A 25,677-nucleotide genomic window follows, 5' to 3' on the forward strand; every position below is an offset into this window, starting at 1 on the left:
TGAGCGTCGTGAGTAACTCCAAGCTGTCGTCCCTGCCCTCCACCGACCGGACCGATGTCGCCGTGCGGCTTCGCGAGGCGCTGCTCGGTGCCGACTTCACCGCTGACGGGCTGCTCGAACTGCTCGGCGCCTCCGCGTACGCGGCCCTCGCGCGCAGTGAGGTCGTGCCTGCGTTGAGAGCGACCCGGGGCGACACCGCGCTGGAGGCGCTCGTGCGGCTGTTCCTGTTGCAGGAGCCGGTCGTCCGCGCGCGCGTGGACGACGTGCTGCCCGTGGACGCGTGTGTCGAGAGCGGCTGGCTCGTGCGCGTCGGTGACGGCGGGGACGAGATCGCCGCCGCCGTCGACGTACGGCCCTACGGCGGGCCCGCCGGCGAGGACTGGTTCATCGTGTCCGACCTGGGGTGCGCGGTCGGTGGGGCCGGGGGGATCGGGAGCCGGGACGAGGGTGTCGTGCTCGGGGTCGGCGGGGCGTCCACGACGCTGGCCGGGATCACCGTGCGCACGCCCGTCGCCGCCGCGCTCGACCTCGGCACCGGCTCCGGTATCCAGGCGCTGCACGCCGCCCAGCACGCCACGCGCGTGACCGCGACCGACCTCAACCCGCGCGCGCTGCACATCACGGCGCTCACGCTGGCGCTCTCCGGCGCCCCGGCGGCCGAGCTGCGCGAGGGCTCGCTCTTCGAGCCGATTCGGGCGGACGAGACGTACGACCTGATTGTGTCCAACCCGCCGTTCGTGATCTCGCCCGGGGCCCGGCTGACGTACCGCGACGGCGGGATGGCCGGGGACGAACTCTGCCAAACGCTTGTTCAGCAGGCGGGGGAGCGGCTCAACGAGGGCGGGTTCGCGCAGTTCCTCGCCAACTGGCAGCACGTGGAGGGCGAGGACTGGCAGGAGCGGCTCAGGTCGTGGGTGCCGCGCGGCTGCGACGCGTGGATCGTGCAGCGGGAGGTCCAGGACGTCACCCAGTACGCCGAGTTGTGGCTGCGGGACGCGGGCGACCACCGCGGTGACGTGGCCGAGTACCAGGCGCGGTACGACGCCTGGCTCGACGAGTTCGAGGCGCGCAAGGTCAAGGGCGTCGGGTTCGGGTGGATCACGCTGCGCAGGTCGGCCGCCGCGGACTCCGCGCCCTCGGTCACCGTCGAGGAGTGGCCGCATCCGGTCGAACAACCGCTCGGCGAGGCCGTGCGGCGGCACTTCGCGCGCGTCGACTACCTGCGGGCGAACGACGACGCGGCGCTGCTCGCGGCGCACTTCCGGCTCACCGCCGAGGTCGTGCAGGAGCAGGTCGGACTGCCCGGCGCCGAGGACCCCGAGCATGTGGTGCTGCGTCAGAACCGGGGCATGCGCCGGGCCGCGAAGGTGGACACGGTCGGCGCGGGATTCGCCGGTGTGTGCGACGGCACGCTCAGCGCGGGGCGGATTCTGGACGCCATCGCCCAACTCGTCGGCGAGGACCCCGTGGCGCTGCGCGACCGTACGCCGGTCCAGATCCGGCTCCTCGTCGAGCAGGGGTTCCTCGAACCGGCTCCGTGAGCCACCGGACCGCGTCCGGCCCGGCCCTGACTCCTCTCGTGCCGGGTGACGATTTCCGTACCGTCCGATGACCGTATCGGTACCCCGCGAGGCGCCCGTTCCCGTGACGGGCGGGGCGGGTTCGTGCCCCTGTGGCTCATGCGTCTCCTCTGTCTGGATTGGTCCGTAAAAGGGCTCCTGTCAGTGGTGCGTGCGAAGCTATTTTCAAGAGACGGATCCGACGTGTCCTCGGGGGAGGCACGCGCTGTCTCTGGGGGATCGGGGGGTCGCGATGGCGGGGGATACGCCGGAGCAGGGCCAGGGCAGGATCATCAACGGCCGGTACCGCCTGCTGCGCACCCTGGGCGCGGGCGGCATGGGCCGGGTCTGGCTCGCGTACGACGAGGAGCTGGCCTGCGAGGTCTCCATGAAGGAGATCTCCCTGCCCGGCGTCCCGCTGGACGCGACCGAGCCCGCCCAGCGCATCGCCCGGGCCCGCAGCGAGGCCCGGCACGCCGCCCGGCTGCGCGGCCATCCGCATGTGGCCACGGTCCACGACGTGGTGCTCCACGAGGGCCTGCCGTGGATCGTCATGGAGTACGTACCGGACGCCATCGATCTCCAGGCGGTCGTACGGCAGCGGGGGCCGCTCGCGCCCGAGCAGGTCGCCCGGATCGGGCTCGCCGTCCTCGACGCGCTCACCGCCGGGCACCGGATCGGCATACTCCACCGGGATGTGAAACCGGCCAACATCCTGCTCGCGGCCGACGCCTCGGGCGACCCGTACGCGCGCGTGCTGCTGACCGACTACGGCATCGCGCTCCAGCCGGAGTCCCGTGAACCCCGGCTCACCGCCACCGCCGGCATCCTCGGCACCCCTGGCTATCTGGCGCCGGAGCGCGCGCGGGGCGAGCCGCCCACACCGGCCGCCGACCTGTTCTCGCTCGGCGCCACGCTGTACGCGGCGGTCGAGGGCCGCGGCCCCTTCGACCGGCACGGCGAGTACGCCACGCTCACGGCCCTGCTCGGCGAGGAGCCGCCCCCGCCCGTCCGCGCGGGTGAACTGGCCCCCGTCCTGCACGGGTTGCTCATCAAGGACCCGGTGCGCCGGCTGTCGCCGGAGGCGGTGGCCCGGGGCCTGGAGCGGGTGGCCGACGCGGGCGGCGCATCGACTCCGCCCGGCTGGGGGGTCACGCCGGCCTCGGCGCCGAGCGCCTTCGGACCGGCTCCCGGCACGCCCGGTACACCCGCCACCCCCGGTACGCCCGGCGGCCACGCGACCGCCGGCGCGCCCCCGGGGTACGTGGTCGGCGCGCCGCCCGGGTACGTGGCCGCCGGGCAGCACGGTCTCGGAGGCGCCCCGAACACCCCGGGCGCACCCCACACGCCGTACGGGCCGCACACCCCGGGGACCCCGCACACACCCGGCGGGCCCGCGGGGCCGAACACCCCGAACACGCCGGCCGGCGCTCCGCACACACCGGGAGGGGCGGCGGCCGGTCCGTCGCCGTACGACCCCTGGCAGCGGGGGCAGCAGCCGCCTCGGCCCGGCAGCCCCTACGACAGCTACAACCCGTACGGGGGCGGCCGGCCCACGCCCTACGCGGGCACCCCCGGCGGCCCGTACGGCGCCGGAGCCGGCGGACAGGCCCCGGGCCACGGAGGCACCGCGGGGCATCAGGGGCTGCCGTACGCGGCCAATCCGTCGACACCGTACGGAGGCGGCGGCGCCCCGCCGCCGGGAAGCGCGGGGTTCCCGACCATCACGGCCGGGGGACCGCCGCCGCCCGGCGGGCCGAAGCGGAAGACGCCCGCGGCGGCCGTCGTGGCGATCGTGGTCGCCGTGCTGCTGGTGGCCGGCGGCGGGACCTGGGCCGCGGTGAACTTCACGGGCGACCCGGACCCCAAGCCCTCCGACAGCCCGGAGGCACTGGCGTCGCCACCGGGATCGGAGTACCCGTACGGCGAGCGGGCCGCCCTCAAGAAGGCGCTGGAGGTCGGCGACTGCGTGAAGGCGGTCTGGACGGGCACGGCGTTCGACTCGGTGCCCGACCTGGGCGTGGTCGACTGCGACGAGGACTGGCCCGACGGCCAGGTCGTGGCGATAGAGACGGCCTCCGACCACGCGGACGCCAAGGCCGACGGGGGCCGGCGCTGCGCCGGGCAGGCCGACCCGACGGCCGAGGCCCTGCCCGACGCGGACGTCTACGCGCTCGTCCCCACGAAGGCGGGCTTCACCGCCGCCAAGGGCGGTACGGCATGTCTCGTGCTCGGCAGGCACGTCCCGATCGGCGGCGAGGTGGGCCGCCTCCGTGACGCGGGCATGAACCTGTGGCCCACACAGATGGCCGTCGGCGACTGCTGGGACTACACCCCCAGGGAGGACGAGGGGTACGACGCCCCGCTGACCGACTGTGCCCAAGCGCACACCGACCAGGTCGTCGGATCGGTCCAGGCGCCCTCCAACATGACCTTCGACGGGGCCCTCGCCGAAGGCGGGAAGCTCTGCACCAACCGGTTCGAGTCGAGTTGGGCGCCCGGCACCGACCTGATCGTGTCGGGATGGGTGTCCGAAGAGAAGGAATGGGAGAAGGGCTTCAACAAGGTGGTGTGCACGGTGCGCAACGCCGACGCGTCGAAGACGACCGGGAAGATACCCACGCCCGGCTCGGTCTGAGAGCCGGGGACGCCTCGCGTTCACCTCGGGTTCGCACACCCGCTTCCCGTCCGTGCGAGCCTCCCGTCCCGGAGCGGTCGAGGGGTGGAGGGACGGGACATGGAGAGCGGACCGGCGATCTTCGTGGGGATGGTGTTCGCCCTGTTCGGGGGTGGGCTGCTGCTGTGGACCGCGAGGCGGCTGAGGGCGGGCGAGCCCGTCGCCCAGGGGGTGCGTCCTGTGATGTCGGCGACGCTCGCGAGCGTCACCGCGGTCACCGCGCTCGTGCTCGGCGCGTGGTGTCTCACCCGCGTCTGAGGCCCCCGGGAAGCCGGGGGCGGGCAGCGTGCGGGGTAACGGCGATGTGACGCTCCGCATAGGCCCCCGAGGGGATCGCCGACCACGCCGGGCGGCAGGAATGGCGGTAGTCGGGTTACCGTTCGAGTGGCCGTTGCGGGCTTTTCCCGTTTGACACGGGGGCGGGATGTACCGTCACACTCCGCAGCGTCAGCATGACCCGACCCCCGGGCCGACCGCCGAGCCCCGTGCCAGGCACCGACCGCAGGGGGCGCCCGCCCCGGGACGCAAGCCTGGGGAGACCCAGCGTCGACCGGAGAGAAGAGCGAAGTTGTCCCCGACCAGCGAGACCGCGAAGGGCGGCCGCCGACTCGTCATCGTCGAGTCGCCTGCCAAGGCGAAGACGATCAAGGGCTATCTCGGCCCCGGCTACATCGTCGAGGCGAGCGTGGGGCACATCCGCGACCTTCCCAACGGCGCCGCGGAGGTGCCCGAGCAGTACACCGGCGAGGTGCGCCGCCTCGGCGTGGACGTCGAGCATGACTTCGCGCCCGTCTACGTGGTCAACGCGGACAAGAAGGCGCAGGTCAGGAAGCTCAAGGATCTCCTGAAGGAGTCCGACGAACTCTTCCTCGCCACCGATGAGGACCGCGAGGGCGAGGCCATCGCCTGGCACCTCCAGGAGGTGCTCAAGCCCAAGGTCCCGGTCAAGCGGATGGTCTTCCACGAGATCACCAAGGCCGCGATCCAGGCCGCCGTCGCCAACCCGCGCGAGCTGAACCAGCGCCTGGTCGACGCCCAGGAGACCCGCCGCATCCTCGACCGCCTCTACGGCTACGAGGTCTCGCCGGTCCTGTGGAAGAAGGTCATGCCGCGGCTGTCGGCGGGCCGCGTCCAGTCCGTCGCGACCCGGCTCGTCGTCGAGCGGGAGCGCGAGCGCATCGCCTTCCGCTCCGCCGAGTACTGGGACCTGACCGGCACCTTCTCCACCGGCCGCGCCGGTGACGCCTCCGATCCGTCGTCGCTGGTCGCCCGCCTCCAGTCGGTCGACGGCCGCCGCGTCGCCCAGGGCCGCGACTTCGACTCGGTCGGGCAGCTCAAGGGCGCCAACGTCCTGCACCTCGACGAGGCCGACGCCCGCGCGCTGGCCGCCGCCCTGGACAACACCCGGTTCTCCGTCCGCTCCGTCGAGTCCAAGCCGTACCGCCGCTCGCCGTACGCCCCCTTCCGGACGACGACGCTCCAGCAGGAGGCCTCGCGCAAGCTCGGCTTCGGGGCCAAGGCGACGATGCAGGTGGCGCAGAAGCTGTACGAGAACGGCTTCATCACCTATATGCGTACGGACTCCACGACGCTCAGCGACACCGCCGTGTCCGCCGCCCGCGCCCAGGTCACGCAGCTGTACGGCGCCGACTACCTGCCGGCCCAGCCACGGACGTACGCCGGGAAGGTCAAGAACGCGCAGGAGGCGCACGAGGCGATCCGCCCCTCGGGTGATCGTTTCCGCACGCCCGCCGAGACCGGACTCACCGGCGACCAGTTCAAGCTGTACGAGCTGATCTGGAAGCGGACCGTCGCCTCCCAGATGAAGGACGCGGTCGGCAACAGCGTCACCGTCAAGATCGGTGGCACCACCTCGGACGGCCGGGACGCGGAGTTCAGCGCCTCCGGCAAGACGATCACCTTCCACGGCTTCCTCAAGGCCTACGTCGAGGGCGCCGACGACCCGAACGCCGAGCTGGACGACCGCGAGCGCCGGCTGCCCCAGGTCGCCGAGGGCGACCCGCTCTCCGCCGAGGAGATCACGGTCGACGGGCACGCCACCAAGCCCCCGGCCCGCTACACCGAGGCGTCGCTGGTCAAGGAGCTGGAGGAGCGCGAGATCGGCCGCCCGTCGACGTACGCGTCGATCATCGGCACGATCCTCGACCGGGGCTACGTCTTCAAGAAGGGCACGGCCCTCGTGCCGTCCTTCCTGAGCTTCGCCGTGGTCAACCTGCTGGAGAAGCACTTCGGGCGGCTCGTCGACTACGACTTCACCGCCAAGATGGAGGACGACCTCGACCGCATCGCCCGCGGCGAGGCCCAGGCGGTGCCGTGGCTGAAGCGGTTCTACTTCGGCGAGGGCGCGGGCACGGCCGCGGGCGCCGGTGACACGGCGGCCGAGGCCGGCAACGGCGACGGCGATCACCTCGGCGGTCTGAAGGAGCTGGTGACCGACCTGGGCGCGATCGACGCCCGCGAGGTCTCGTCCTTCCCCGTCGGCAACGACATCGTGCTGCGCGTCGGGCGCTACGGCCCGTACATCGAGCGGGGCGAGAAGGACGCCGAGGGGCATCAGCGGGCGGACGTCCCCGAGGACCTCGCCCCCGACGAGCTGAGTGTCGAGCTGGCCGAGGAACTGCTCGCCAAGCCGAGCGGCGACTTCGAGCTGGGCGCCGACCCGACGAGCGGCCACCAGATCATCGCCCGGGACGGCCGCTACGGCCCCTACGTCACCGAGGTGCTTCCCGAGGGCACCCCGAAGACCGGCAAGAACGCGGTCAAGCCGCGTACGGCCTCGCTGTTCAAGTCCATGTCACTGGACACGGTGACGCTGGCCGACGCGCTGAAGCTGATGTCGCTGCCGCGCGTGGTCGGTGCCGACGCCGAGGGCCAGGAGATCACCGCGCAGAACGGGCGGTACGGGCCGTATCTGAAGAAGGGCACGGACTCGCGATCGCTGCAGACCGAGGACCAGCTCTTCACGATCACCCTCGAAGAGGCGCTGGCGATCTACGCCCAGCCCAAGCAGCGCGGGCGGGCCGCGGCCAAGCCGCCGCTGAAGGAACTGGGCGAGGACCCGGTCAGCGGCAAGCCGGTCGTGGTCAAGGACGGCCGCTTCGGGCCGTACGTCACCGACGGCGAGACCAACGCGACGCTGCGGTCCGGGGACAGCGTGGAGGAGATCACTCCCGAGCGCGGGTTCGAACTGCTGGCGGAGAAGCGGGCGAAGGCGCCCGCCAAGAAGACGGCGAAGAAGGCCGCCAAGAAGGCGCCGGCGAAGAAGACGGCGACGACCGCCGCCGCGAAGAAGGCGGCGCCGGCGAAGAAGACCGCCGCCAAGAAGACGGCCACGTCCAAGACCGCGGCGGCCAAGAAGGCCGCTCCGGCGAAGAAGGCGACCGCGGCGGCGAAGAAGACTGCGGCGAGTGGGGACGACGCCCAGTAGGGACGGGGCCCAGTAGGGACGGCGCCCAGTAGCTCGGGGGTGCGGGTGCTTGCGCGGCTGTGGGATCGATGTGACTGGTCGCGCAGTTCCCGCGTCCCTGACTCGGCTGCTGTTCCCGGTGGCCGGAAGTTTCGCCTGCGCCTTGTCGAATGTGTGCGTTTTGTGTGACTTGGCGATGGCGCGTGCGTGCGTTCGGGCACTGCTTCTGGGTGTCGGTGGGTGCCGATAGGCTGAAAGCATGATGCGAGCCGAGCAGCCGACGGCCCACCACCCGGCCTCCGACGAGGCCCTGGCGGCGGATTCCAGGGAGCGCGCCGTCCGGGCGCTGCTGCGGCGGCCGCAGCTGAAACGCTTGTGGGGCGCCCAACTCGTCGGCGGTGTGGGCGATGTGCTCGCCCTGTTCGTGCTGGTGCTCCTCGCCTTCCAGGCGGCGATCGCCGAGGGCGCCTTCGGGGGCGGGTACCGGGGCGTCGCGCTCACCGTCGCGGCCGTCTTCGGTACGCGCGCCCTCGCGACGCTGCTCTTCGGGGCCGTACTCCTCGGGCCGCTCACCTCACTGACCGCGCAGGAGGGGCCACTCGACCGCCGTTGGACCATGGTCGGCGCCGACGGCGTCCGGGTCCTGCTGCTGATCGTCGCGCCCCTGTGGATCGACTGGACGCCGGACAACGCCCTCGCGGTGCTGCTGGTCACCGTGTTCGTGGCCGGTGTCGCCGAGCGGTTCTGGACGGTCTGCCGGGAGAGCGCGGCCCCCGCGCTGCTGCCCGCGCCGCCGCCCGAGGGCGCGACCGTACGGCCGCTGCCGGACCACATGGACGCCCTGCGGCGTCTGGCCCTGCGTACCGGATTCGTCGCCGTGCCCCTCGCGGCCGCCGTCCTCGTCGTCGCCTCGCTGCTCAACAATCTGCTGGGCGCCGGCATCGACTGGTTCGGCCAGCACCAGGCCGCGCTCGCCTCGTACGTCGCCGCCGGGCTCTTCGCCGCCTCGCTGTCGCTGGTGACCTTCCTCGAACTGCCCAGGACGCGCACCCCGCGCGCGCGGTCGCCGCTGGAGGGGCTGCGCCGGCCCAGGACCGGCACGGGCGTCGACAAGGGGCGTACGGGTGCGATCCCGCTGCTGGTGCCCGCCTGCGGCGCCGTGGCCGGTGCGGTCGCCGCCGTGGTCGCCGTCGCCGTGCTGCACGCCAAGGACCTGGGCGGCGGGCCCGTGATGTACGGGCTGTTCGTCGGCGCGCTGACCGGTGGTGTGGTCGTCGGGATCCGGCGGGCCCCCGCCGTGCTGCCCTCGCTGTCCCGGCGCCGGCTGCTCGCCCTCGCGATCGCCTTCACCGGTGTCGCGCTGCTCGCCGCCGGACTGACCCCGGATGTCACGAGTGTGGTCCTGATCCTGGGACTGGCCGGTGCCGGTGCGGGCATCGCCGCGAACACCGGGCACACGCTGCTCGACCAGGAGGCCGAGGACTTCCGGCGGGCGCGGACCACCGAGCATCTCCATGCCGTCGTACGGGTGTTCGTGGCGTTGGCGGTGCTCGTCGCTCCGCTGGTCGCCGCCGTGATCGGCCCGCACCGGCTGGAGAGCGGCAAGTTCGTGTTCGCGCACGGTGGTGCGGCGTTCACGCTGATGCTGGTGGGGGCGTTGCTGCTGCCGGTGGCCGCGCTGGTGCTCGCCAAGGTCGACGACCGGTCCGGGGTGCCGCTCCGGCAGGATCTGCGGGACGCGCTGCTGAAGGGTGACGATCCGGTTCAGGCGCCCGCCGCCTCAGGGTTCTTCATCGCCCTGGAGGGCGGGGACGGCGCCGGGAAGTCCACCCAGGTCGAGGCGCTCGCCGAGTGGATCCGGGCCAAGGGCCACGAGGTCGTGGTCACCCGGGAGCCGGGGGCGACCCCGGTGGGCAAGCGGCTGCGGTCGATCCTGCTGGACGTGTCGAGCGCCGGGCTGTCGCACCGCGCCGAGGCGCTGCTGTACGCGGCGGACCGTGCCGAGCACGTGGACACCGTGGTGCGGCCCGCGTTGGAGCGGGGCGCGGTCGTCATCTCCGACCGGTACATCGACTCGTCCGTGGCCTACCAGGGCGCCGGGCGTGATCTTTCGCCGACGGAGATCGCGCGGATCTCGCGCTGGGCGACGGACGGGCTCGTTCCTCATCTGACGGTGCTGCTGGACGTCTCGCCGGAGGCGGCGCGGGAGCGGTTCACCGAGGCGCCGGACCGGTTGGAGTCGGAGCCGGCGGAGTTCCACGAGCGGGTGCGGGCCGGATTCCTCACGCTGGCCGCCGCGGACGGCGGGCGCTATCTGGTGGTCGACGCCGCGCAGGACCCCGAGGCGGTCACGACCGTGGTCCGGGCCCGGCTCGATGTGATGCTGCCGCTGTCCGAGGCCGAGGTGAAGGCGCAGGAGGAGGCCCGGCGCAAGGCCGAGGAGGAAGCGCGCCGCAAGGCCGAGGAAGAGGCCGCGCGGAAGGCCGAGGAAGAGCGGCTGGAGCGGGAGCGCCAGGAGGAACTGGCGCGGCTGCGGGCCGAGGAGGAGGAGCGCAAGCGGCGCGAGCTGGAAGAGGCTCAGCGGCGCGAGGCGGAACGGCAGGCGGAGGAGGCCCGGCAGCGGGCCGAGGAAGCGCGCCGCCGGGCCGAGGAGGAGCAGGCGCGGCTCCTCGCGGAGGAGAAGGCCCGGGCCGAGGCGGAAGAGCGGCGGCGGGTCGAGGAGGAACGGCGGCGCAAGCAGGAGGCGGAGGAGCAGCGGCTGCGGGCCGAGGCGGAGGCGCTCCGCCTGGAGAAGCAGCGGAAGGCCGAGGAGGCGCTGCTTCGGGCCGAGGAGGCCCGGAGGGTGGCCGCGGCGGCGGAGGCTGAGCGGGCGGCCCGGGTCGAGGCGGACCGGGTTGCCGCGGAGCGGGCGGCGGCGGCGAAGGCCGCGGCGGAGCGGGCTGAGGTCGAGAGGGCCGCGGTCGAGCGGGCCGCGGTTGAGCGGGCTGAGGCGGATCGGGTTGCGGCGGAGAGGGCGGCTGCGGCTTCGGGTTCGGCTGGGGGCTCGGGTTCGGGTGCGGGCTCGGGTTCGGGTTCGGTTGGGGACGCGGGTTCGGGTTCGGCTTCGGGCGCTTCGAAGGCTTCCGGGGTCGACGATGCGGTCACCGTGCCTACGCCTGTGGTGACGCCGACGAACGCGTCGGGTGGACCTGTGGACGAGACGGCCGTGTTGCCTCCGGTGCGCAGGGACGGGCCGGGCGGGGCGGACTCCGAGACGACGGCGAAGTTGCCGAAGCCGCCGGTGCCGCCGGTGCCGCCGTCCTCGGGGGCGGGGGCTGCTGCGGGTGTGGCGGGTGCGGCGGGTGCCGCGGAGGATGAGACCACGGTGTTGCCGCAGGTGCCTTCGGGTGCGGTCGACGAGACGGCTGTGCTGCCGCCGGTGCGGGAGGACCGGGTGCCGCCGGGGTACTTCCGTGACGAGCGGACCGGACCCGATGGGGCGGAGGGGCGCACGAGGGAGCTTCCGCAGGTCGACGAGGAAGGGGTGCCTCGGCGGCGGCCTCGGTCGGACTGGGCCGAGGAAACGCCGTTGGACGATCTGCCGACCTTGGCGGACGAGTTGCTGGGGCCGCTCGGGGGCGAGGACGACTCGGATGAAGGGCGAGGGCGTTGGGGGCGGCGGCGCCGCTGAGTCCGGGGTGGTGAAGGCGCGTTCTGTGGGTGCGGGTTCGGGGCATGCGCGGGTGCGTTCTTCGGGTGCGGGTGCGGGTGCGTGGGGGTTGTTCGCGCGGTTCCCCGCGCCCCTGTGGGGGCGCGGGCGGTCGTGGGTGGGGCGGGGCCGTGCCGGTGCGTAGAGCCCGTCGCGGGTGGCCCTATTGCTCGGGGGTGCGTGGGGAGCCGTTCTCCGGGCCGCTGTATGCGACGGGCTGCTACGCACCGGCACGGCTCCTTCCGTTGTCTCGCGGCTGACCCGCCGTTCGGCCGGGTGTCAGTGGGGTCGCGCACAATGGGGCGCGGAGTGGTCTTGTGGGACGGAGCGTGGCGGGCATGACCGTGTGGGACGACCTGGTGGGGCAGGAGCGGTTGAGCGGGCAGCTCGACGCGGCTGCCCGGGACGCGGACGCGATCGTCACGGCGGCGGTGACGCGGACCGCGCCTCCGGAGGCGTCGAAGATGACGCACGCGTGGCTGTTCACGGGGCCGCCGGGGTCGGGGCGGGTGACGGCGGCGCGGGCGTTCGCGGCGGCGCTGCAGTGTGTGAGTCCGGACCGGGCGCTCGGGGGGAGCCCGGGGTGCGGGTTCTGCGACGGGTGCCATACGGCGCTGGTGGGGACGCACGCGGATGTCAGCACCGTGGCGGCGGTGGGCACGCAGATCCTCGCCGACGACATGCGGGACACGGTGCGGAAGTCGTTCACGTCGCCGGCCAACGGGCGGTGGCAGGTGATCCTCGTCGAGGACGCCGAGCGGTTGAACGAGAAGTCCGCGAACGCGGTGCTGAAGGCAGTGGAGGAGCCCGCCCCTCGTACGGTGTGGCTGCTGTGCGCGCCCTCGCTGGAGGACGTCCTGCCGACCATCCGGTCGCGGTGCCGGCACGTCGGGCTGCTCACGCCGTCGGTGGACGCGGTCGCGGACATGCTCGTACGGCGGGAGGGCATCGAGCCGGAGGCTGCGGCGGTGGCCGCCCGGGCCACCCAGGGGCACATCGAGCGGGCCCGGCGGCTGGCCACGGATCCGCGGGCCAGGGAGCGGCGGGCCGCCGTGCTGAAGCTGCCGCTGCGGGTGGAGGACATCGGGGGGTGTCTCAAGGCCGCGCAGGAGCTGGTGGACGCCGCTTCGGAGGAGTCGAAGCAGCTGGCCGAAGAGGTCGACACCAAGGAGACCGAGGAGCTGAAGGCGGCGCTGGGCGCGGTGCAGGGCGGGCGGATGCCGCGCGGTACGGCGGGCGTGATGAAGGACCTGGAGGACAAGCAGAAGCGGCGGCGCACGCGGGCGCAGCGGGACAGCCTGGATCTCGCGCTGACCGAACTCACCGGGTTCTACCGCGATGTGCTGGCCCTTCAGCTCGGGTCGCGGGTCGCGCTCGCCAATGTCGAGATGCGGGACGGCCTGGAGCGGATGGCGCGAGGTGGCACGCCGGAGTCGACCCTGCGGCGGATCGACGCGATCGCGGCCTGCCGGGACGCGTTGGAGAGGAACGTGGCGCCCCTGCTGGCCGTGGAGGCGATGACGATGGCCCTGCGGGCAGGGTGAGGGCAGGGTGAGGGTGAGGGCTGGCGCGGGGGCTGGCGTGGTGGGGGGTCTGCGGGGTGCGGGCGGCGCCGGTGGTGTGGGTGGTGGGAGTGGCTTGTGTGGTGTGGGTGGCTCGTGTAGTGCGTTTGGTTGACCTCGTCACTCGTACGAGGAGCGTTCGTCGCTGTTCGTGATGAATTGAGTGGTTCTGGTTACGCTCGCGAGATGCACACCAGGCGTACTTCCCTGCCGCACCGGTCCCTGCGGGCCGGCGGCGCGTTGCTCGCTGCCGCCGCGCTGCTCGCCGCGGGCTGTTCCGCAGGCGGTTCCACCACGGCGGCCACGGCGGTGGACGGGGCCGCCGCCCTCGGCGCGCTGCCCCGGGCGACCCCGTCGGTGCTGGCCCCGTACTACGGGCAGAAGCTGAGCTGGCGGGAGTGCGAGATCCCCGGTTTCCAGTGCGCCACGATGAAGGCGCCCCTCGACTACGCGAAGCCGGACGAGGGTGACATCCGGCTGGCCGTCTCGCGGAGGAAGGCCACGGGGCCGGGCGAGCGGCTCGGCTCGCTGCTGGTCAATCCGGGTGGGCCGGGCGGTTCGGCGGTCGGGTACGTGCAGGGGTACGCGGGCATCGGCTACCCCGCCGAGGTGCGGGCGCGGTACGACATGGTGGCCGTCGACCCGCGGGGCGTGGCCGGCAGCGAGCCGGTCGAGTGCCTCACCGGACGCCAGATGGACACGTACACGCAGACCGACCTCACCCCGGACGACGCGCGGGAGACGGCTGGGCTGGTCGCGGCGTACAAGCGGTTCGCGGAGGGGTGCGGGGAGCGGGCGCCGAAGGTGCTGCGGCATGTCTCCACGGTCGAGGCGGCCCGGGACATGGACATTCTGCGGGCCGTCCTGGGCGACGAGAAGCTGACGTACGTCGGTGCCTCGTACGGCACGTTCCTCGGGGCGACGTACGCGGGGCTGTTCCCCGAGCGCGTCGGACGGCTGGTGCTGGACGGGGCGATGGACCCCTCGCTGCCCGCCCACCGGCTCAACCAGGAGCAGACGGCGGGCTTCGAGACCGCGTTCCAGGCCTTCGCGAAGGACTGCGTCGGGCGGAAGGACTGTGTGCTGGGGCGTACGCCCCAGCAGGTCGCCAACAACCTGCGAGCCCTCTTCGAACGGCTGGACGCGCGTCCGCTCGCGACCGGTGACACCGACGGACGGCGGCTCGGCGAGGCCCTGGCCACGACCGGGGTGATCGCGGCGATGTACGACGAGGGGGCCTGGCCGCGGCTGCGTCAGGCGCTCTCCGAGGCGGTGCGGAAGGACGACGGCGCCGGTCTGCTCGCCCTCTCGGACAGCTACTTCGAGCGCGGCCCCGACGGCACCTACTCCAACCTGATGTACGCCAACGCCGCCGTGAACTGCCTCGATCTCCCGGCCGCCTACAACACCCCCGAGGAGGTCGAACGAGCCCTCCCGGCCTTCGAGAAGGCGTCGCCGGTCTTCGGCCGGGCCCTGGCATGGGCCTCCCTGAACTGCGCGTACTGGCCGGTCGGGCCCACGGGCGGGCCGCACCGCATCGAGGCGAAGGGCGCCGCCCCGATCGTCGTCGTCGGCACCACCCGCGACCCCGCCACCCCGTACCGCTGGGCCCAGGGCCTCGCCTCCCAGCTCTCCTCCGCCCGCCTCCTCACATACGACGGCGACGGCCACACCGCCTACGGCCGCGGCAGCGCGTGCGTCGACTCCGCGATCAACGCCTACCTCCTCCGCGGCACGCCCCCGGCGGATGGAAAGCGCTGCTCAGCGACCTGATCGGCGACCGGGTCCGGCCCGTCGCCGGGGTGCTCCGGCAGCTGGTTCGGAGCACCCCGGAAACTGTGTAGACTTACCGACGTTGCTGATCGCACCATAGTGCTGACAGCGCGCCGCCTTAGCTCAGATGGCCAGAGCAACGCACTCGTAATGCGTAGGTCTCGGGTTCGAATCCCGAAGGCGGCTCTGATGAGACCCGGGTCAGATTTTTTCTGGCCTGGGTCTTTTTCATTCTCGGCGAGCTGGGCGGGGCACACCTCGGCAGGGGCTGTCGCGGATGCCATCGTGAAAACCGCGGGTCAGAGGCGCGGAGGCGGTTCACGCGGTGCGTCCTGCACCGGGCGACACCCGCATTGCATGGGCGGCGTGCCCGGCTGGATCCGTGGCCGTCAGTTCGGTGACCTGGGGTGCACGGGTTCGTAGGGGGCGGCCTGTCGGGTGCGACACATTGAAGAGCCAGATGCCTGGGCAGGGAGCCTGCTCGGTTTGGGAGGGGCTGTGGGAAGGGAACCGGGGTACCTGCGTATCGTCGGCGGCCCCTTCACTCGGCGGGTGGGGTCGGGAAGGCCGACGTTCGCCAGGGCGTAGCGGTGCCTTCCCGACCCAGTGACCTCACCCGCGTGGCTAACCGAAAGCTCGGTCGTACTTCTCGCACATCTCCGGGCCGATGCGCGCGCGCATCTCCGGGTCCTTGAACCACGGCGTCGCTGCGACCTTGATGGGCGGAAGATTGCCGGACAAGACGATTGCGACATCCTTCGGCAAAGTTCGCAAGTATTCGATCGGTGCCAGTCGCATGTCTTCGACTCCGTCGGTGACTGTTATTCGCCGATCCTTGTCCGGTTGCGAATCTTGGTACGAGTAACCGATCTTGAGTTGCGAAACAGACTGATCGCCGATCAGACGGGAAAGCCGGTCGAGCGTACTGTCGTCGGAGGATCCGGGCAGGTACAGCCGCGTGGTGTGATTTCCTAGAACCGTGGGGGCTCGCGTGCCGTACAGCGTTCTGATCTGGGATTCGTCCTGCCAGATCGACATGATGACGATGCCGAATCCACGATAGGTTGCGGCCATCTTGTCGAGGGTCGGCAGCGGTGCGACGTTGGCGGCTTCTTCAAGCAAGAGCAGCGGGGGATTCTTCAGAGGGCCGGCCCCCTGTCGCTGCTGTCGCTTCCGAGCCGCCCGGAGATAGGAGTTCGCCACCGTCTGAAATACGGGGCGTAGCAACTCTTGTTCTTCCTCATCGCTGACGGCATAGATGGTGCCGCCCGTGTCCAGTACGTTCTCGATGTCCAGAACCTGGCGCCCGAAAGGGCTGTACGGCTTCCCCTTCTCATCGAACCTGATGTCTGTTGTCGGCGCCATTTGCGCGGACACGAACGGCTTGAGGATGAGGTCCGCATTGGCGAAGATGAACCCCAGATCCTTGAAGTGGCGCCCCTGGGTCGCCTTCATTCCGCGACGGGCCAACGCCAGGTCTTTCTTCGCCGCCGAGTCCGTAAGGGTGGTTTCGTATTCGGCGAAAAGCGCTTCGATCCGGTCGAAATCCTTGTATCCGCTCCAGTCCGCAACGTCCAGCATGGACTTATTGGTCTTCCGGGCGATCCACAGCATCGGTGCCAGGGCTATCTGGGTCAGGTTGATGAAGTAGCGAACCGCTCCGTCCGCGCTGGCACCCTCCATCACCGCCTCGGAGAGCCATTGGGCGACCTTGTCGGCGTCGCTGAAATCATGAATTGCCATGAGTGGTGACCAGGCGCACAGATACTTGCGCTGGTGCTCCGGCCATTCTCCCGTGGGGTCGAAAATGTAGACCGGTCGGTCCAGCCCTTCGCCCCGATAATTCAGGGTCAGATCCGCGACGTCGTTCTTCGTGGAGGTGACGAAGATGGAGTCGGGCCAGGTCAGTATGGTCGGTACGACATACTTCACCGTCTTCGACGAACCCGTTGGTGCGATGACCGCGATCGAGGTGTAACGCGAAGTCGCCACCTTGATCGACGGCTTGTCCACCATTTCGCCCAGATAGACCCGTCCCGTGAGGGTGTTCCTGTCGGGGACCACCAGGGATTCGAGGTCCGCAGGCCGCGCCCAAATGGAAGATTTGTCCCGTTGTTCCTTGCGGGCCTTGACGGGGCGTGTGCGACGGTACCGGGCCAGCGAACGAGAGATCTGCGAAATCGCTATCGTCACCGCGGTCCCTGCCGCGACGACCAGGAAGAAGAAGCACGACCAGAAGAACCAGTCGGGTCCCAGTACGGATCGGTCCTCGGCCGGCCATGCGAGCGTGCGCTCGTCCCAATGCATGGCCAGCCGGACGGGGAGTGAAAATGAAGCGGAAAACGGCTGGTCGGGCCAGGAGCCATGGGTGGCCAGCGCGACCAGACCTCCCGATACCCAGGCCAATACGCCGAGGCCCCAGGTCAGGCCCAGGAGGCAGGTCACGAGCACGCCGATCACTTCATCCGTCGACCACACGTGAGGGGACCTGTCAGTAACGGACTTGCTCATCATGCTCTTGGACACGCCATCGGCACCTCTCTGTTCAGGTGAGATGTCCCGTTCGCCACCGAGGACTATTCTCCGCGAGTCTAATGGGGTGGCACCTGTCAAAGCGCCTACGCCTGGGCCGACTTGGCCCTCCGCGCCATGGACGACGTCACGCGTTGAGTGGAGAGGCGAGAGCGGTACGCCGCATTCCGCCCAGCCGCCTGCCCGAGGAGGGGCTTGGCGGACCGCACAGTTTCACTTCTCTTTCACTCTTTCTCCGTCACGGACATCGAAGGGATGCGGACTCCAGACGACCTCCAGGCGCCGCGCAGGGGTTCACGAGGCTTCCGGACGTTCGCCGTACGGCGGTTCATGCCTGCACGCGCCAGATCGCCATCGGCAGACGCTCTGGCGCGGCTCCTGGCGCCACTGCCGTGTCGGCCTCGGGTGAGGTGAGCGCCATGGCGAAGCCGAGCGCCATCGACTATTTCTCGTCGGGTGGGAAGACGCGGGCGACACCGAGTGGCATCCCCGAGGGCCGCAACGTTTGGAACAATCCCTGCCTCGGCGACGTCAGTTTCTCGGCAAAGTCTGCGCCAAGAGCGGCCGGCTCCCCGCGACATAGCTCACACGCCCCCTCTCGTGGGCCGTTCTGCACCACGCGTGACGTCGCTTCGGTGTACCGGACGACCACCGAGATGCTTCGGGGGGGGCTGGTGGAGGGTCCTGGATCTCCTGACCTCTCCCTGTCGAATGGGACGCCCGTCGGCAGCTGCGGTGTCGGGCGCAGGCGCGGGCTCGCTCGGTGTTCATGGGATTCGCCCCCGGACCCCGCAATCACAACTCGACCATGACGGTACGTCAGCGCCGCCGCGGGTGAACCCGGGACATCATGGCGATCTTGAAAATGACCCTGACTCTGATACATCCTCAACTCAGTGGCGGAGGTAGCGATACCGCCAGCATTCCGCCCAACAGGCGTGTGTAACCTGACTCTTTCTCAGGAGATCAACACACCCCTCGTCGTCAGCAGTTCGGTGAGGTTCTGTTGAAGAATCGACCACCACAAGGAGGACATCACGTGAGCCAGGCAAGCGACCTGCTCGACGCTTCGCCAGACGACGGCGCAGCACGGTCACGGGAGGAGCGGACACGACCGCCCGGTCTGTGGGCCGATCCGGAAGCCCACCTCACTTCTGCCGCGGAGCATCCGTGGTACCGCATCGTGACCGCTGTCAACGCCTCTGTCTTGGACAGCACCAGTGCGTTCTACCAGTCACGAAACGTTTCGCCCGTGTTGATGCCGGTCACCGTCAGTTCGGTATCCAGCCCGATGGGGCTCGGCAGCGACAGCCTGCCGGTACAGATCGACCTGCTAGGCGACCGCACCTACCTGGCCGACTCGATGCAGTTCCAGCTGGAGTTCATGCTGCGCCATGGTCTGCAGGGTGCCTACTACGTCATGCCGACCTTCCGCGGGGAGGACGCGGACTCGACACATCTCAACCAGTTCTTCCACTCCGAGGCGGAGATCCGCGGAGGACAGGACGAGGTCATGAGCCTGGTCGAAGCATACGTGGCGGCCTTGACCGAGGGCCTGTTGCGGGGTGCAGTCGGCGCACAGGTCGAAAGGTGCGCGGGCACCACCGACCACCTGGAGGACCTCCTCAATCAATCCGAGTTCCCGCGCATCACCTACGACGAGGCGCAGGATCTCCTCGGATCGAACGCCTTCACGGCGAAGGTGCCGGGCGCCCCAGCCATCACGCGGCGCGGCGAGCAGGCCCTCATCGAACACTTCCGGGGCGCTGTGTGGCTGACCGCTCCGCCGTCCCTCACCGTGCCGTTCTACCAGCGAGTCGACGAGCGGGGCCGAGCGCACAGCGCCGACCTCCTCCTCGGCATCGGTGAGGTGGCCGGTTGCGGTGCGCGGCACATCAACGGGGAGGAGACTCGTCAGGCGCTCGCCGACCACCTGATACCGGAGTCCGACTACACCTGGTACGTCCGGATGAAGGACGACTATCCGCTGGAGACCGCAGGGTTCGGTCTTGGTCTTGAGCGGTTCCTGCTCTGGGTCCTCCAACACGATGACATCCGGGATCTCCACGTGATGCCCCGCATCGCGGGAAACCGCTCCTGGGTCTGAGCGTCAGTCGGCCGCCGACCGGCTGGTGAGCCAGTCGCGAAGAATCTGGGCGGTGATCTCATCGGGATCACGCGTCGCGTCCAGGACCACAACGTCCGGCCGATTCTTCGCCATCTCCACCATGTGTTCCTGGACTCTGCGGAGGAGGTCCACGGACTCATCGGTCCGCTGTCGTTTTCCGGCCCGCTCCTTCAGCCGTCGCACCGCCGTATCAGCAGGAAGGTCCAGCAGGTACGTGCGGTGCGGCCGCGGGTAGAGCGACTGGGCTCGGCCGACCCAGTCGGAGAGGCCGTCGTACGCGACAGCGGAGGCGTGGTAGGACAGCGGCCCACGGTCCCACACAACTGTGATGCCTTCAGCGAACAGGGGCGGGAACCTCGTCTTGGTGAAGTACGCGACGTCGCAGGCGAAGACCCACTCGCGCAACTCGGCGGGTATCGCCGGATCGTAGGCGTACGCATCCCCGGTCAGCTGCTCGGCCAACGTATTGACTGTGCGAGCGCCGAACGCCTCCACCACCGCCGGTTCCGCGCGGACCCCTGCCGCCGACAATGCCGCGGCGACCTGGTCGACCTGGGTGGACTTGCCCGACCCGTCGATCCCGTCGATGGAGAGCAACAGCGGGTGTGACATGTCGAGTTCCTACCAAACAGACGCGACGGCCTCGGCGGCCATCTCCGGAAGTGCCTCCGCATTGCGGCGGAGGGCGGGTAGATCGCTGTGCGTGTAGTACGCCGAAAGGAGTCCGATCGCCGCCAGCTCCATGGCTACCGCGGTCATCACCGCCGGAAGCAGGGGCCTGGCGGCCGTTGCCGCGGACTCGTCGGCTTCGCGGTATCCGGCCAGGACGGCGGCGACCGCGGAGTGGTCGAATCCGGTGGGCACCGCTCCGTAGGCCGAGCTGAGGCCGCGGTAGTTGACCCAGCCGAAGCGCACCAGGGACTCACCCAGGTCGTGGGCCCGGTCGTCGAGGCAGGTGTTGTCGAAGTCCACGACCCCGACGATCGTCTCCGCGCTGTCCCGCGTCTCTCCGAAGATCAGGTTGAACGGATTGAAGTCGCCGTGTACCGGCAGCACCTCGGCTCCGTATCCGGCGGCGTACGCTTCGGTCCGGGACCGCTCGATTGCGGCGAGCGCGAGTCGGGCGAAGTCGTGGATCTCCTCGCGCACCGGCTCGGGCTGATCCGCGCTGTCCTGGAGAAGACTCACCAGACTTTCCGCGCTGGAGAACGCGTCGCGCATGCCTGGCAGGCCGTTCATCCGCGTCCGTGCCGCGTGCGTGTGCAGCCCGGCCAGAGCTCGGCCGGCTGCCCTGGCCTCGCCGTCACCGCCGGTCCAGCTCCGGCCTTCGACATAGGGCTGGAGGGTGAAGATGGAGCCGGTTCGGCGGTCGTGGAAGAAACTGTGGCCCGAGTGAGTGACCAGTGGACGGGCCACCGGCGCGCCCAGTTCATGCAGTTGGGACAGGAGTTCCGTCTGGAACGCGGCGAACTCCACCGACGAGCAGTACCACGGCAGTTCCTTCAGGAAGAGGGCGCCCTGCTCCGACTCGATGAAGACCTTACGCGCCGTCTCCGTACGCCGTCGTAGATCGATGATCGACTTGTTGAGCGAGAAGAACGGCAGTACCAACAGGCTGTCCAGCCCGAACGCCGCCTGTATCCGGGCGAGCTGGTCATCGGCAATCACGCCGATCGAGGTGTCGAGTGGTTTGGCGTCGGCGCTCATCCTTGCCGTTCCTCTTCGTGAATGCGTCGGGCGATCTCCTGAACACCGCGGCGGAACTCGGCGGTGGCCGGCTCCTCCGTGAGTACCAGCGGGACGGATGCTCCGAGGTCCGGCGGTTCAGGCGCGAACGGCACGCGCGAGAGGAGTTCGAGATCGTCCAGTGTGCCGTCGCCGGCGGGGGAGAACAGCCGCGAGGACCTGCCGCAGAACTCGCAGCAGAAGTGGCTCATGTTCTCCACGTAGCCGAGGACCGGGAGGCTCAGCTGCTGGAGCAGCCTACGGCCGCGCGCGAGGTCCTGGGTGGACAGCACATGGGGTGTGGTGACCAGGGCGACCCGCATGGGCAGGCGGGTGAAGACCTGGCGATGGAGATCGTCGAAGCCGGGCGGCATATCCACGATGACGTGGTCGTAGGCCTGCCACGCGTCGTGGAAGAGGATCTGCGTCAGGGCGCCCTCGAGGTACTTGCCACTGAGCAGTCCCGCCTCGTGTGGGCGGACGAAGAATCCCAGCCCGGCGATGTCCACCCCGCCGTACCGGCCGGGATGAACACGAAAGTTGACCATGGCCGGTGGTCGGCCCGTGAGCCCCGCCACCAGATTCTGGACATTCGGGCCGGACAGGTCCAGGTCCACCAGGCCGACGGAGGTGCCCCGGTCGCTGAGCGCGTATGCGGTGTTGACGGCGATGGTGGACTTCCCGACGCCGCCCTTGGTTCCGTACACGGCCGTGAACCGGGTCATGCTTCAGGCCAGTTGTGGTGGGCCCGCACGGCTTCGTCGCCGCCGGACGGTGACGTGGCGACGACCGTGTCGTCCCTGACGAAGGACACGTCGGGCAGCGGATAGACGAAGTGCTCCTTCATGACTCCCGCGTACGCCCCCGCGTTGAGTACGCCGACCAGGGTGCCCGGCCGGAGCGGGCCGCAGCGGTTCTCACAGATGGTGCTGCCGAGCCGGTCGACGAACCGCACCGGCGTTCGGGTCTCGTCCTCGGCGAGGGACTCCAGCCGCTCCACCCGGAAGCGATGACCGGGCGCGGGGATCAGATAGTTCGTCGTCGCGTCCAGGATCGCGACCGTGAAGTCGCCACTCGCCCGCACGTCCACCACTCGGCTGAGCAGGGACTCGGCGTCGGCGACCAGGAACCGGCCGAGTTCGAGGATCGTGGTGCAGTCGAGTTCCGCGTCGATCTGGTCGGCAAGCGCGTGGAACATCCCTGTTGCGCTCTCGTCGTCCACCTCCAGTCGGCCGGCCAGCCCGCCACCCACGTCGATGTAGTCGAGGTCGACCGCAGGATGTCCGGACAGCGGAGCCAGCGCGGGTATCAGCCGGTCCAGGGTGTCGAGGTGAGCGGTGCCGTCGAGCTGGTTGGCCAAGTGATGGAAGCCGACACCACCGAGGACCAGGCCGGACCCCCGCAGCAAGTCCGCGACCGCGGGCAGTTGGGCGACGGGAAGCCCTAGGACGCCGTACTTGCCGAGTGTGTCGTTCTCGCCCGGCGCGGAAGCATTGACACGGAAGCCGATCCGCCCGGCCTGCGCGTCCGCAGGGCGGGCGCGGAGAAGGCCGTGCAGTTCGGCGAGCGACTCCAGGTTGACCGTGACACCGGCGTCGACAGCCGCGGCGAGCACTGCGCCCCCACGGCCCACACCGTTGTAGACGATGTCGGACGAGGCGAACCCTGCGGTGCGGGCAAGGGACATCTCCAGCTCGGAAAACGCGCTGACGCCTGCTCCCGCGGCACGCACGGCGTCAAGGACGGGCCGGTGGTAGGAAGCCTTCACGGCATAGGTGACCCGTAGGCGCGGGTGCGCCTTTCGGGCCAGGTCCACCCCGTCGGCCACGCGGTCCAGTTCGACCACGGCCGAAGGGGTGGCCGTCGACGGCGACGCCGCTCGGCGCAGTTGCCGTAGTGCTCGCCCTGCCGGTCCATCCGAATCGGTCGGCAGATCAGTCATGAAGGGGAACAAGCTCGTATCCCTCGGGACCGTCCTGCACGCTGTAGCCGGCTGCCAGGATCTGGTCACGCAGTTCGTCGGACTCCTTGAACCGCTTCGCCGAACGGAGTTCCCACCGTTCCTGCGCGAGCCGGACCACGGCGTCGGGGATCTCGATGGCCTCCTTCGAGGCGGACTTCAGATCCAGTCCCAGAACCTCGTCGAAGGTCAGGACCAGACTCAGCTTGGTGGCGTCGTCGAGATCGGGGTCCCTTGCCACCTGCCACAACTCGGCGACGGCGCGAGGCATGTTGAGATCCTCCGCCAGTGCTTCGACAAATCGCGTGAGGTACGGGCTGTCCACGCGATCCGGCAGATCCACCGCGCCGACGGACTTCTTCCAGGCGGCGACCCGGTGCCTCAGGCGCCGCAGGGCGTTCGCGGCCTGTTCCAGCGCGGTCTGCGAGAATGACAGCGGGCTCCGGTAGTGGCTCAGCAGGACCAGGTACCGGAATTCGAGCGGATCGAAGCCCTCCTCGACCAGCGTGTCGAGGGTGATCTTGTTGCCCTCGGACTTGCCCATCCTGCGCTCGCCCTCAAGGGTGAGGAACGCGCCGTGCATCCACCAACGCGAGAACGGGACACCCGTCGCCGTCTCGCTCTGTGCGATCTCGTTGGTGTGGTGCACCGGAATGTGGTCGATACCGCCGAGGTGCAGGTCCAGCGATTCGCCCAGGTATTCCATCGCCATTGCCGAGCACTCGATGTGCCAGCCGGGGAAGCCGACACCCCAGGGTGACGGCCACTCCATGTCGCGCTTCGGAGCCTCCGGCGGGGAGAACTTCCACAGGGCGAAGTCCGTGGCGTGACGTTTCTCGCCCATCGCCACTCGCTCGCCGGCGCGCAGGTGCTCACGGGTGTCGTTCGGGGTGAGCTTGCCGTAGTCGGGCACGAAGGAGGTGTCGAAGTACATGCCGTCATTGGTGCGATAGACGACCCCCTTGTCCTCCAGCCGCTGGATCAGCGCGATCTGCTGGGGGATGTGCTGGGTGGCTCGCAGGACCAGATCCATCGGCAGGATGTTCAGTCGGTCGGCGTCCGCGAAGAAGATCTCCGTGTACTTCTCGGCGACCTCCCACGCGGTGGCCCGCTCGGCCGCGGCCGCCTTCGCCATCTTGTCGTCGCCGCTGTCCGCGTCACTGGTCAGGTGGCCCACGTCGGTGATGTTCATGGCCGCCTGAACCGAGTAGCCCGCGAAGGCCAGGACTCTGCGGGCGATGTCGGCGAACAGGTAGGTGCGCATGTTGCCGATGTGCGGGGCGCTGTAGACGGTGGGCCCGCACACGTACATCCGGACGGTGTCGTCCTTGGCAGGAGTGAAGTGCGTGCTGGTGCGCGACAGCGTGCTGTAGAGCGAAAGGCCCTGCCTCAGCTGCTCGCTTGCCGATGAGTTGGTCACGAACATCATTCCTTGGGCAGGAGCGGTACGGAATGGCTGGTGAAAAGTTCGACCTCGTCCCGCTCCACCCGCTTCTGCAGAAGCATGACGGAGAAGCCGGCATAACTGAGGTTCTCGTTGAACAGGCGCATGAAATAGCCCATCCGGTCCCGAATCTGTGCCTGCACACCGGGATCGAGGGCCGCGAGGTGTTCCTTCTCCATCAGGCCGTCGCAGTACCGCTCGACGTCCTGATCGTCGATGAGGTCGTAGACGAAATCGGACTCGTAGTAGAGCTCGAGGCCGGGCGCCTTTTCGTAGAACGCACGCCAGTCGTTCTTGCTCATCACGTCAACGGGCGTTCCGATGGCCTCGGACACCTGGTCGACGATCTTCTGCGGCGGCCGGCGTCGGTAGTAGATCGGTACGGCGATCACGGTGCCGCCCACCTTGACCACGCGGGTCACCTCGTCGAGCATCCGGGCCTTGTCGGACACGAACGAGACCACGTTGCTGACCCAGACCGCGTCGAAGGAAGCGTCCTCGACCGCCAACTCCCTGGCGTCCTGCACCTGGAACTGCACCTGGTCGGACAACCCATGCAACTGGGCGTACGACTCCGCCTCGGCGACCGAATTCGGGTTGACGTCGATGCCCACCACCGACGCTCCGGTGAGCAGGGAGATATTGACGGACGTAAAGCCGGTGTTGCTCCCGATCTCGAGAACCCGGCTGTCCGATCCGATCCGGGCCTGGACCGCGACTTCCTGTACCGTCCGCACGCCGCCCGAGGGTCGGTTCCGTTCACGGATCAGGCCGACGAAGCTCGAGTAGTCCATCTCGGACACTGGCTCGGCGACCGGCACGGACGTATCGGCAGCGGCCTCGACCACGGCGGTGAACTCCTTACATGTAGGGAAACTTCACTGGCCGGGTCGTAAGGCATCCAGGACCCCCGTCCGGCCGATCGACTCTACGTCAGCCACACCCGTCCATGCCAACCGTATGTGAACCGGCCCGAAGTGCCGGTCGGAGCTTGACGACTCGTCAGGCGGGTGCCCCGCCGCGGACCGTCACTGAGTTTCTCGGCGGAGCGACCGCAGGGGGACTGAAGCCGGACCGGAGCGGGAAGCCTTGGCGAGGCCACCGGCTCGACTTGCGCCGGGGGTGGGGTTGATCCCTGCCTTGGTACCGTGGCTTGAGTCGGCCTCGATATCGGCTGAGCTTCAACCGCGGCCAGAAAAGCA

At 69.9% G+C, this 25,677-nt stretch carries 15 protein-coding genes and 1 tRNA gene; 9 read left to right on the forward strand and 7 right to left on the reverse strand.

Annotated features, from left to right (window positions below):
• The first annotated feature begins 8 nt into the window (after nt 1-8).
• From J8M51_RS36130 to J8M51_RS36165, 8 genes are all read left to right on the forward strand, one after another.
• Entirely contained in the window at nt 9-1,541 is a 1,533-nt protein-coding gene (locus tag J8M51_RS36130) for a class I SAM-dependent methyltransferase (protein ID WP_267299782.1), read from the forward strand.
• Between the two features lie 271 nt (nt 1,542-1,812).
• Entirely contained in the window at nt 1,813-4,197 is a 2,385-nt protein-coding gene (locus tag J8M51_RS36135) for a serine/threonine-protein kinase (RefSeq protein WP_086753596.1), read from the forward strand.
• A 99-nt stretch (nt 4,198-4,296) separates the two neighbouring features.
• Nucleotides 4,297-4,494, forward strand: a complete 198-nt coding sequence (locus tag J8M51_RS36140; protein WP_086753600.1) for a hypothetical protein — start codon at nt 4,297-4,299, stop codon at nt 4,492-4,494.
• Nucleotides 4,495-4,804: 310 nt separating this feature from the next.
• Entirely contained in the window at nt 4,805-7,684 is a 2,880-nt protein-coding gene (gene topA, locus J8M51_RS36145; RefSeq protein WP_086753598.1) for a type I DNA topoisomerase, read from the forward strand.
• Nucleotides 7,685-7,922: 238 nt separating this feature from the next.
• A complete protein-coding gene (gene tmk / locus J8M51_RS36150; protein WP_267299783.1) occupies nt 7,923-11,333 on the forward strand; it encodes a dTMP kinase in 3,411 nt (1,136 codons plus the stop codon).
• Nucleotides 11,334-11,689: 356 nt separating this feature from the next.
• Entirely contained in the window at nt 11,690-12,895 is a 1,206-nt protein-coding gene (locus J8M51_RS36155; RefSeq protein WP_086763958.1) for a DNA polymerase III subunit delta', read from the forward strand.
• Between the two features lie 204 nt (nt 12,896-13,099).
• Nucleotides 13,100-14,686, forward strand: coding sequence for an alpha/beta hydrolase (locus J8M51_RS36160; protein ID WP_267299784.1), 1,587 nt, complete (start codon nt 13,100-13,102; stop codon nt 14,684-14,686).
• 112 nt (nt 14,687-14,798) lie between these two features.
• A tRNA-Thr gene (locus J8M51_RS36165) sits at nt 14,799-14,872 on the forward strand.
• A 438-nt stretch (nt 14,873-15,310) separates the two neighbouring features.
• Here the strand turns inward: J8M51_RS36165 and J8M51_RS36170 are convergent.
• Nucleotides 15,311-17,212: a type IV secretory system conjugative DNA transfer family protein gene (locus tag J8M51_RS36170; RefSeq protein WP_086755772.1), complete on the reverse strand. Its 1,902-nt coding sequence runs from the start codon at nt 17,210-17,212 to the stop codon at nt 15,311-15,313.
• Nucleotides 17,213-18,257: 1,045 nt separating this feature from the next.
• Here J8M51_RS36170 and J8M51_RS36175 point away from each other — a divergent pair.
• Nucleotides 18,258-19,325, forward strand: coding sequence for an asparagine synthetase A (locus tag J8M51_RS36175; protein ID WP_179203094.1), 1,068 nt, complete (start codon nt 18,258-18,260; stop codon nt 19,323-19,325).
• Between the two features lie 3 nt (nt 19,326-19,328).
• On the opposite strand, the gene J8M51_RS36180 is transcribed toward J8M51_RS36175, so the two are convergent.
• From J8M51_RS36180 to J8M51_RS36205, 6 genes are all read right to left on the reverse strand, one after another.
• Nucleotides 19,329-19,958 (reverse strand): dTMP kinase, encoded by a 630-nt coding sequence (locus tag J8M51_RS36180; RefSeq protein ID WP_086755770.1) that lies wholly within the window; start codon nt 19,956-19,958, stop codon nt 19,329-19,331.
• 9 nt (nt 19,959-19,967) lie between these two features.
• On the reverse strand, nt 19,968-21,053 hold the full coding sequence (locus J8M51_RS36185; protein WP_086755769.1) for a phosphotransferase enzyme family protein: 1,086 nt from the start codon (nt 21,051-21,053) through the stop codon (nt 19,968-19,970).
• A complete protein-coding gene (locus J8M51_RS36190; protein ID WP_086755768.1) occupies nt 21,050-21,796 on the reverse strand; it encodes a P-loop NTPase in 747 nt (248 codons plus the stop codon). Before J8M51_RS36190 ends, J8M51_RS36185 begins: the two co-directional genes overlap by 4 nt.
• A complete protein-coding gene (locus J8M51_RS36195) occupies nt 21,793-22,917 on the reverse strand; it encodes a hypothetical protein (protein ID WP_179203093.1) in 1,125 nt (374 codons plus the stop codon). The genes J8M51_RS36190 and J8M51_RS36195 overlap by 4 nt, the downstream gene beginning before the upstream one ends.
• 88 nt (nt 22,918-23,005) lie before the next feature.
• A complete protein-coding gene (cysS, locus tag J8M51_RS36200; protein WP_218781435.1) occupies nt 23,006-24,451 on the reverse strand; it encodes a cysteine--tRNA ligase in 1,446 nt (481 codons plus the stop codon).
• 5 nt (nt 24,452-24,456) lie between these two features.
• A complete protein-coding gene (locus J8M51_RS36205; protein ID WP_086755765.1) occupies nt 24,457-25,323 on the reverse strand; it encodes a class I SAM-dependent methyltransferase in 867 nt (288 codons plus the stop codon).
• Nucleotides 25,324-25,677 lie beyond the last annotated feature (354 nt).

Origin of the sequence: Streptomyces griseiscabiei (assembly GCF_020010925.1) — a bacterium.
Classification (GTDB): domain Bacteria; phylum Actinomycetota; class Actinomycetes; order Streptomycetales; family Streptomycetaceae; genus Streptomyces; species Streptomyces griseiscabiei.

Coding starts and splice junctions, on each gene's coding strand:
- tmk (WP_267299783.1), top strand. CDS start 7,923: ATGATGCGAGCCGAGCAGCCGACGGCCCACCACCCGGCCTCCGACGAG.
- J8M51_RS36190 (WP_086755768.1), bottom strand. CDS start 21,796: ATGACCCGGTTCACGGCCGTGTACGGAACCAAGGGCGGCGTCGGGAAG.
- J8M51_RS36160 (WP_267299784.1), top strand. CDS start 13,100: ATGCACACCAGGCGTACTTCCCTGCCGCACCGGTCCCTGCGGGCCGGC.
- J8M51_RS36185 (WP_086755769.1), bottom strand. CDS start 21,053: ATGAGCGCCGACGCCAAACCACTCGACACCTCGATCGGCGTGATTGCC.
- J8M51_RS36135 (WP_086753596.1), top strand. CDS start 1,813: ATGGCGGGGGATACGCCGGAGCAGGGCCAGGGCAGGATCATCAACGGC.
- J8M51_RS36180 (WP_086755770.1), bottom strand. CDS start 19,958: ATGTCACACCCGCTGTTGCTCTCCATCGACGGGATCGACGGGTCGGGC.
- J8M51_RS36140 (WP_086753600.1), top strand. CDS start 4,297: ATGGAGAGCGGACCGGCGATCTTCGTGGGGATGGTGTTCGCCCTGTTC.
- J8M51_RS36155 (WP_086763958.1), top strand. CDS start 11,690: ATGACCGTGTGGGACGACCTGGTGGGGCAGGAGCGGTTGAGCGGGCAG.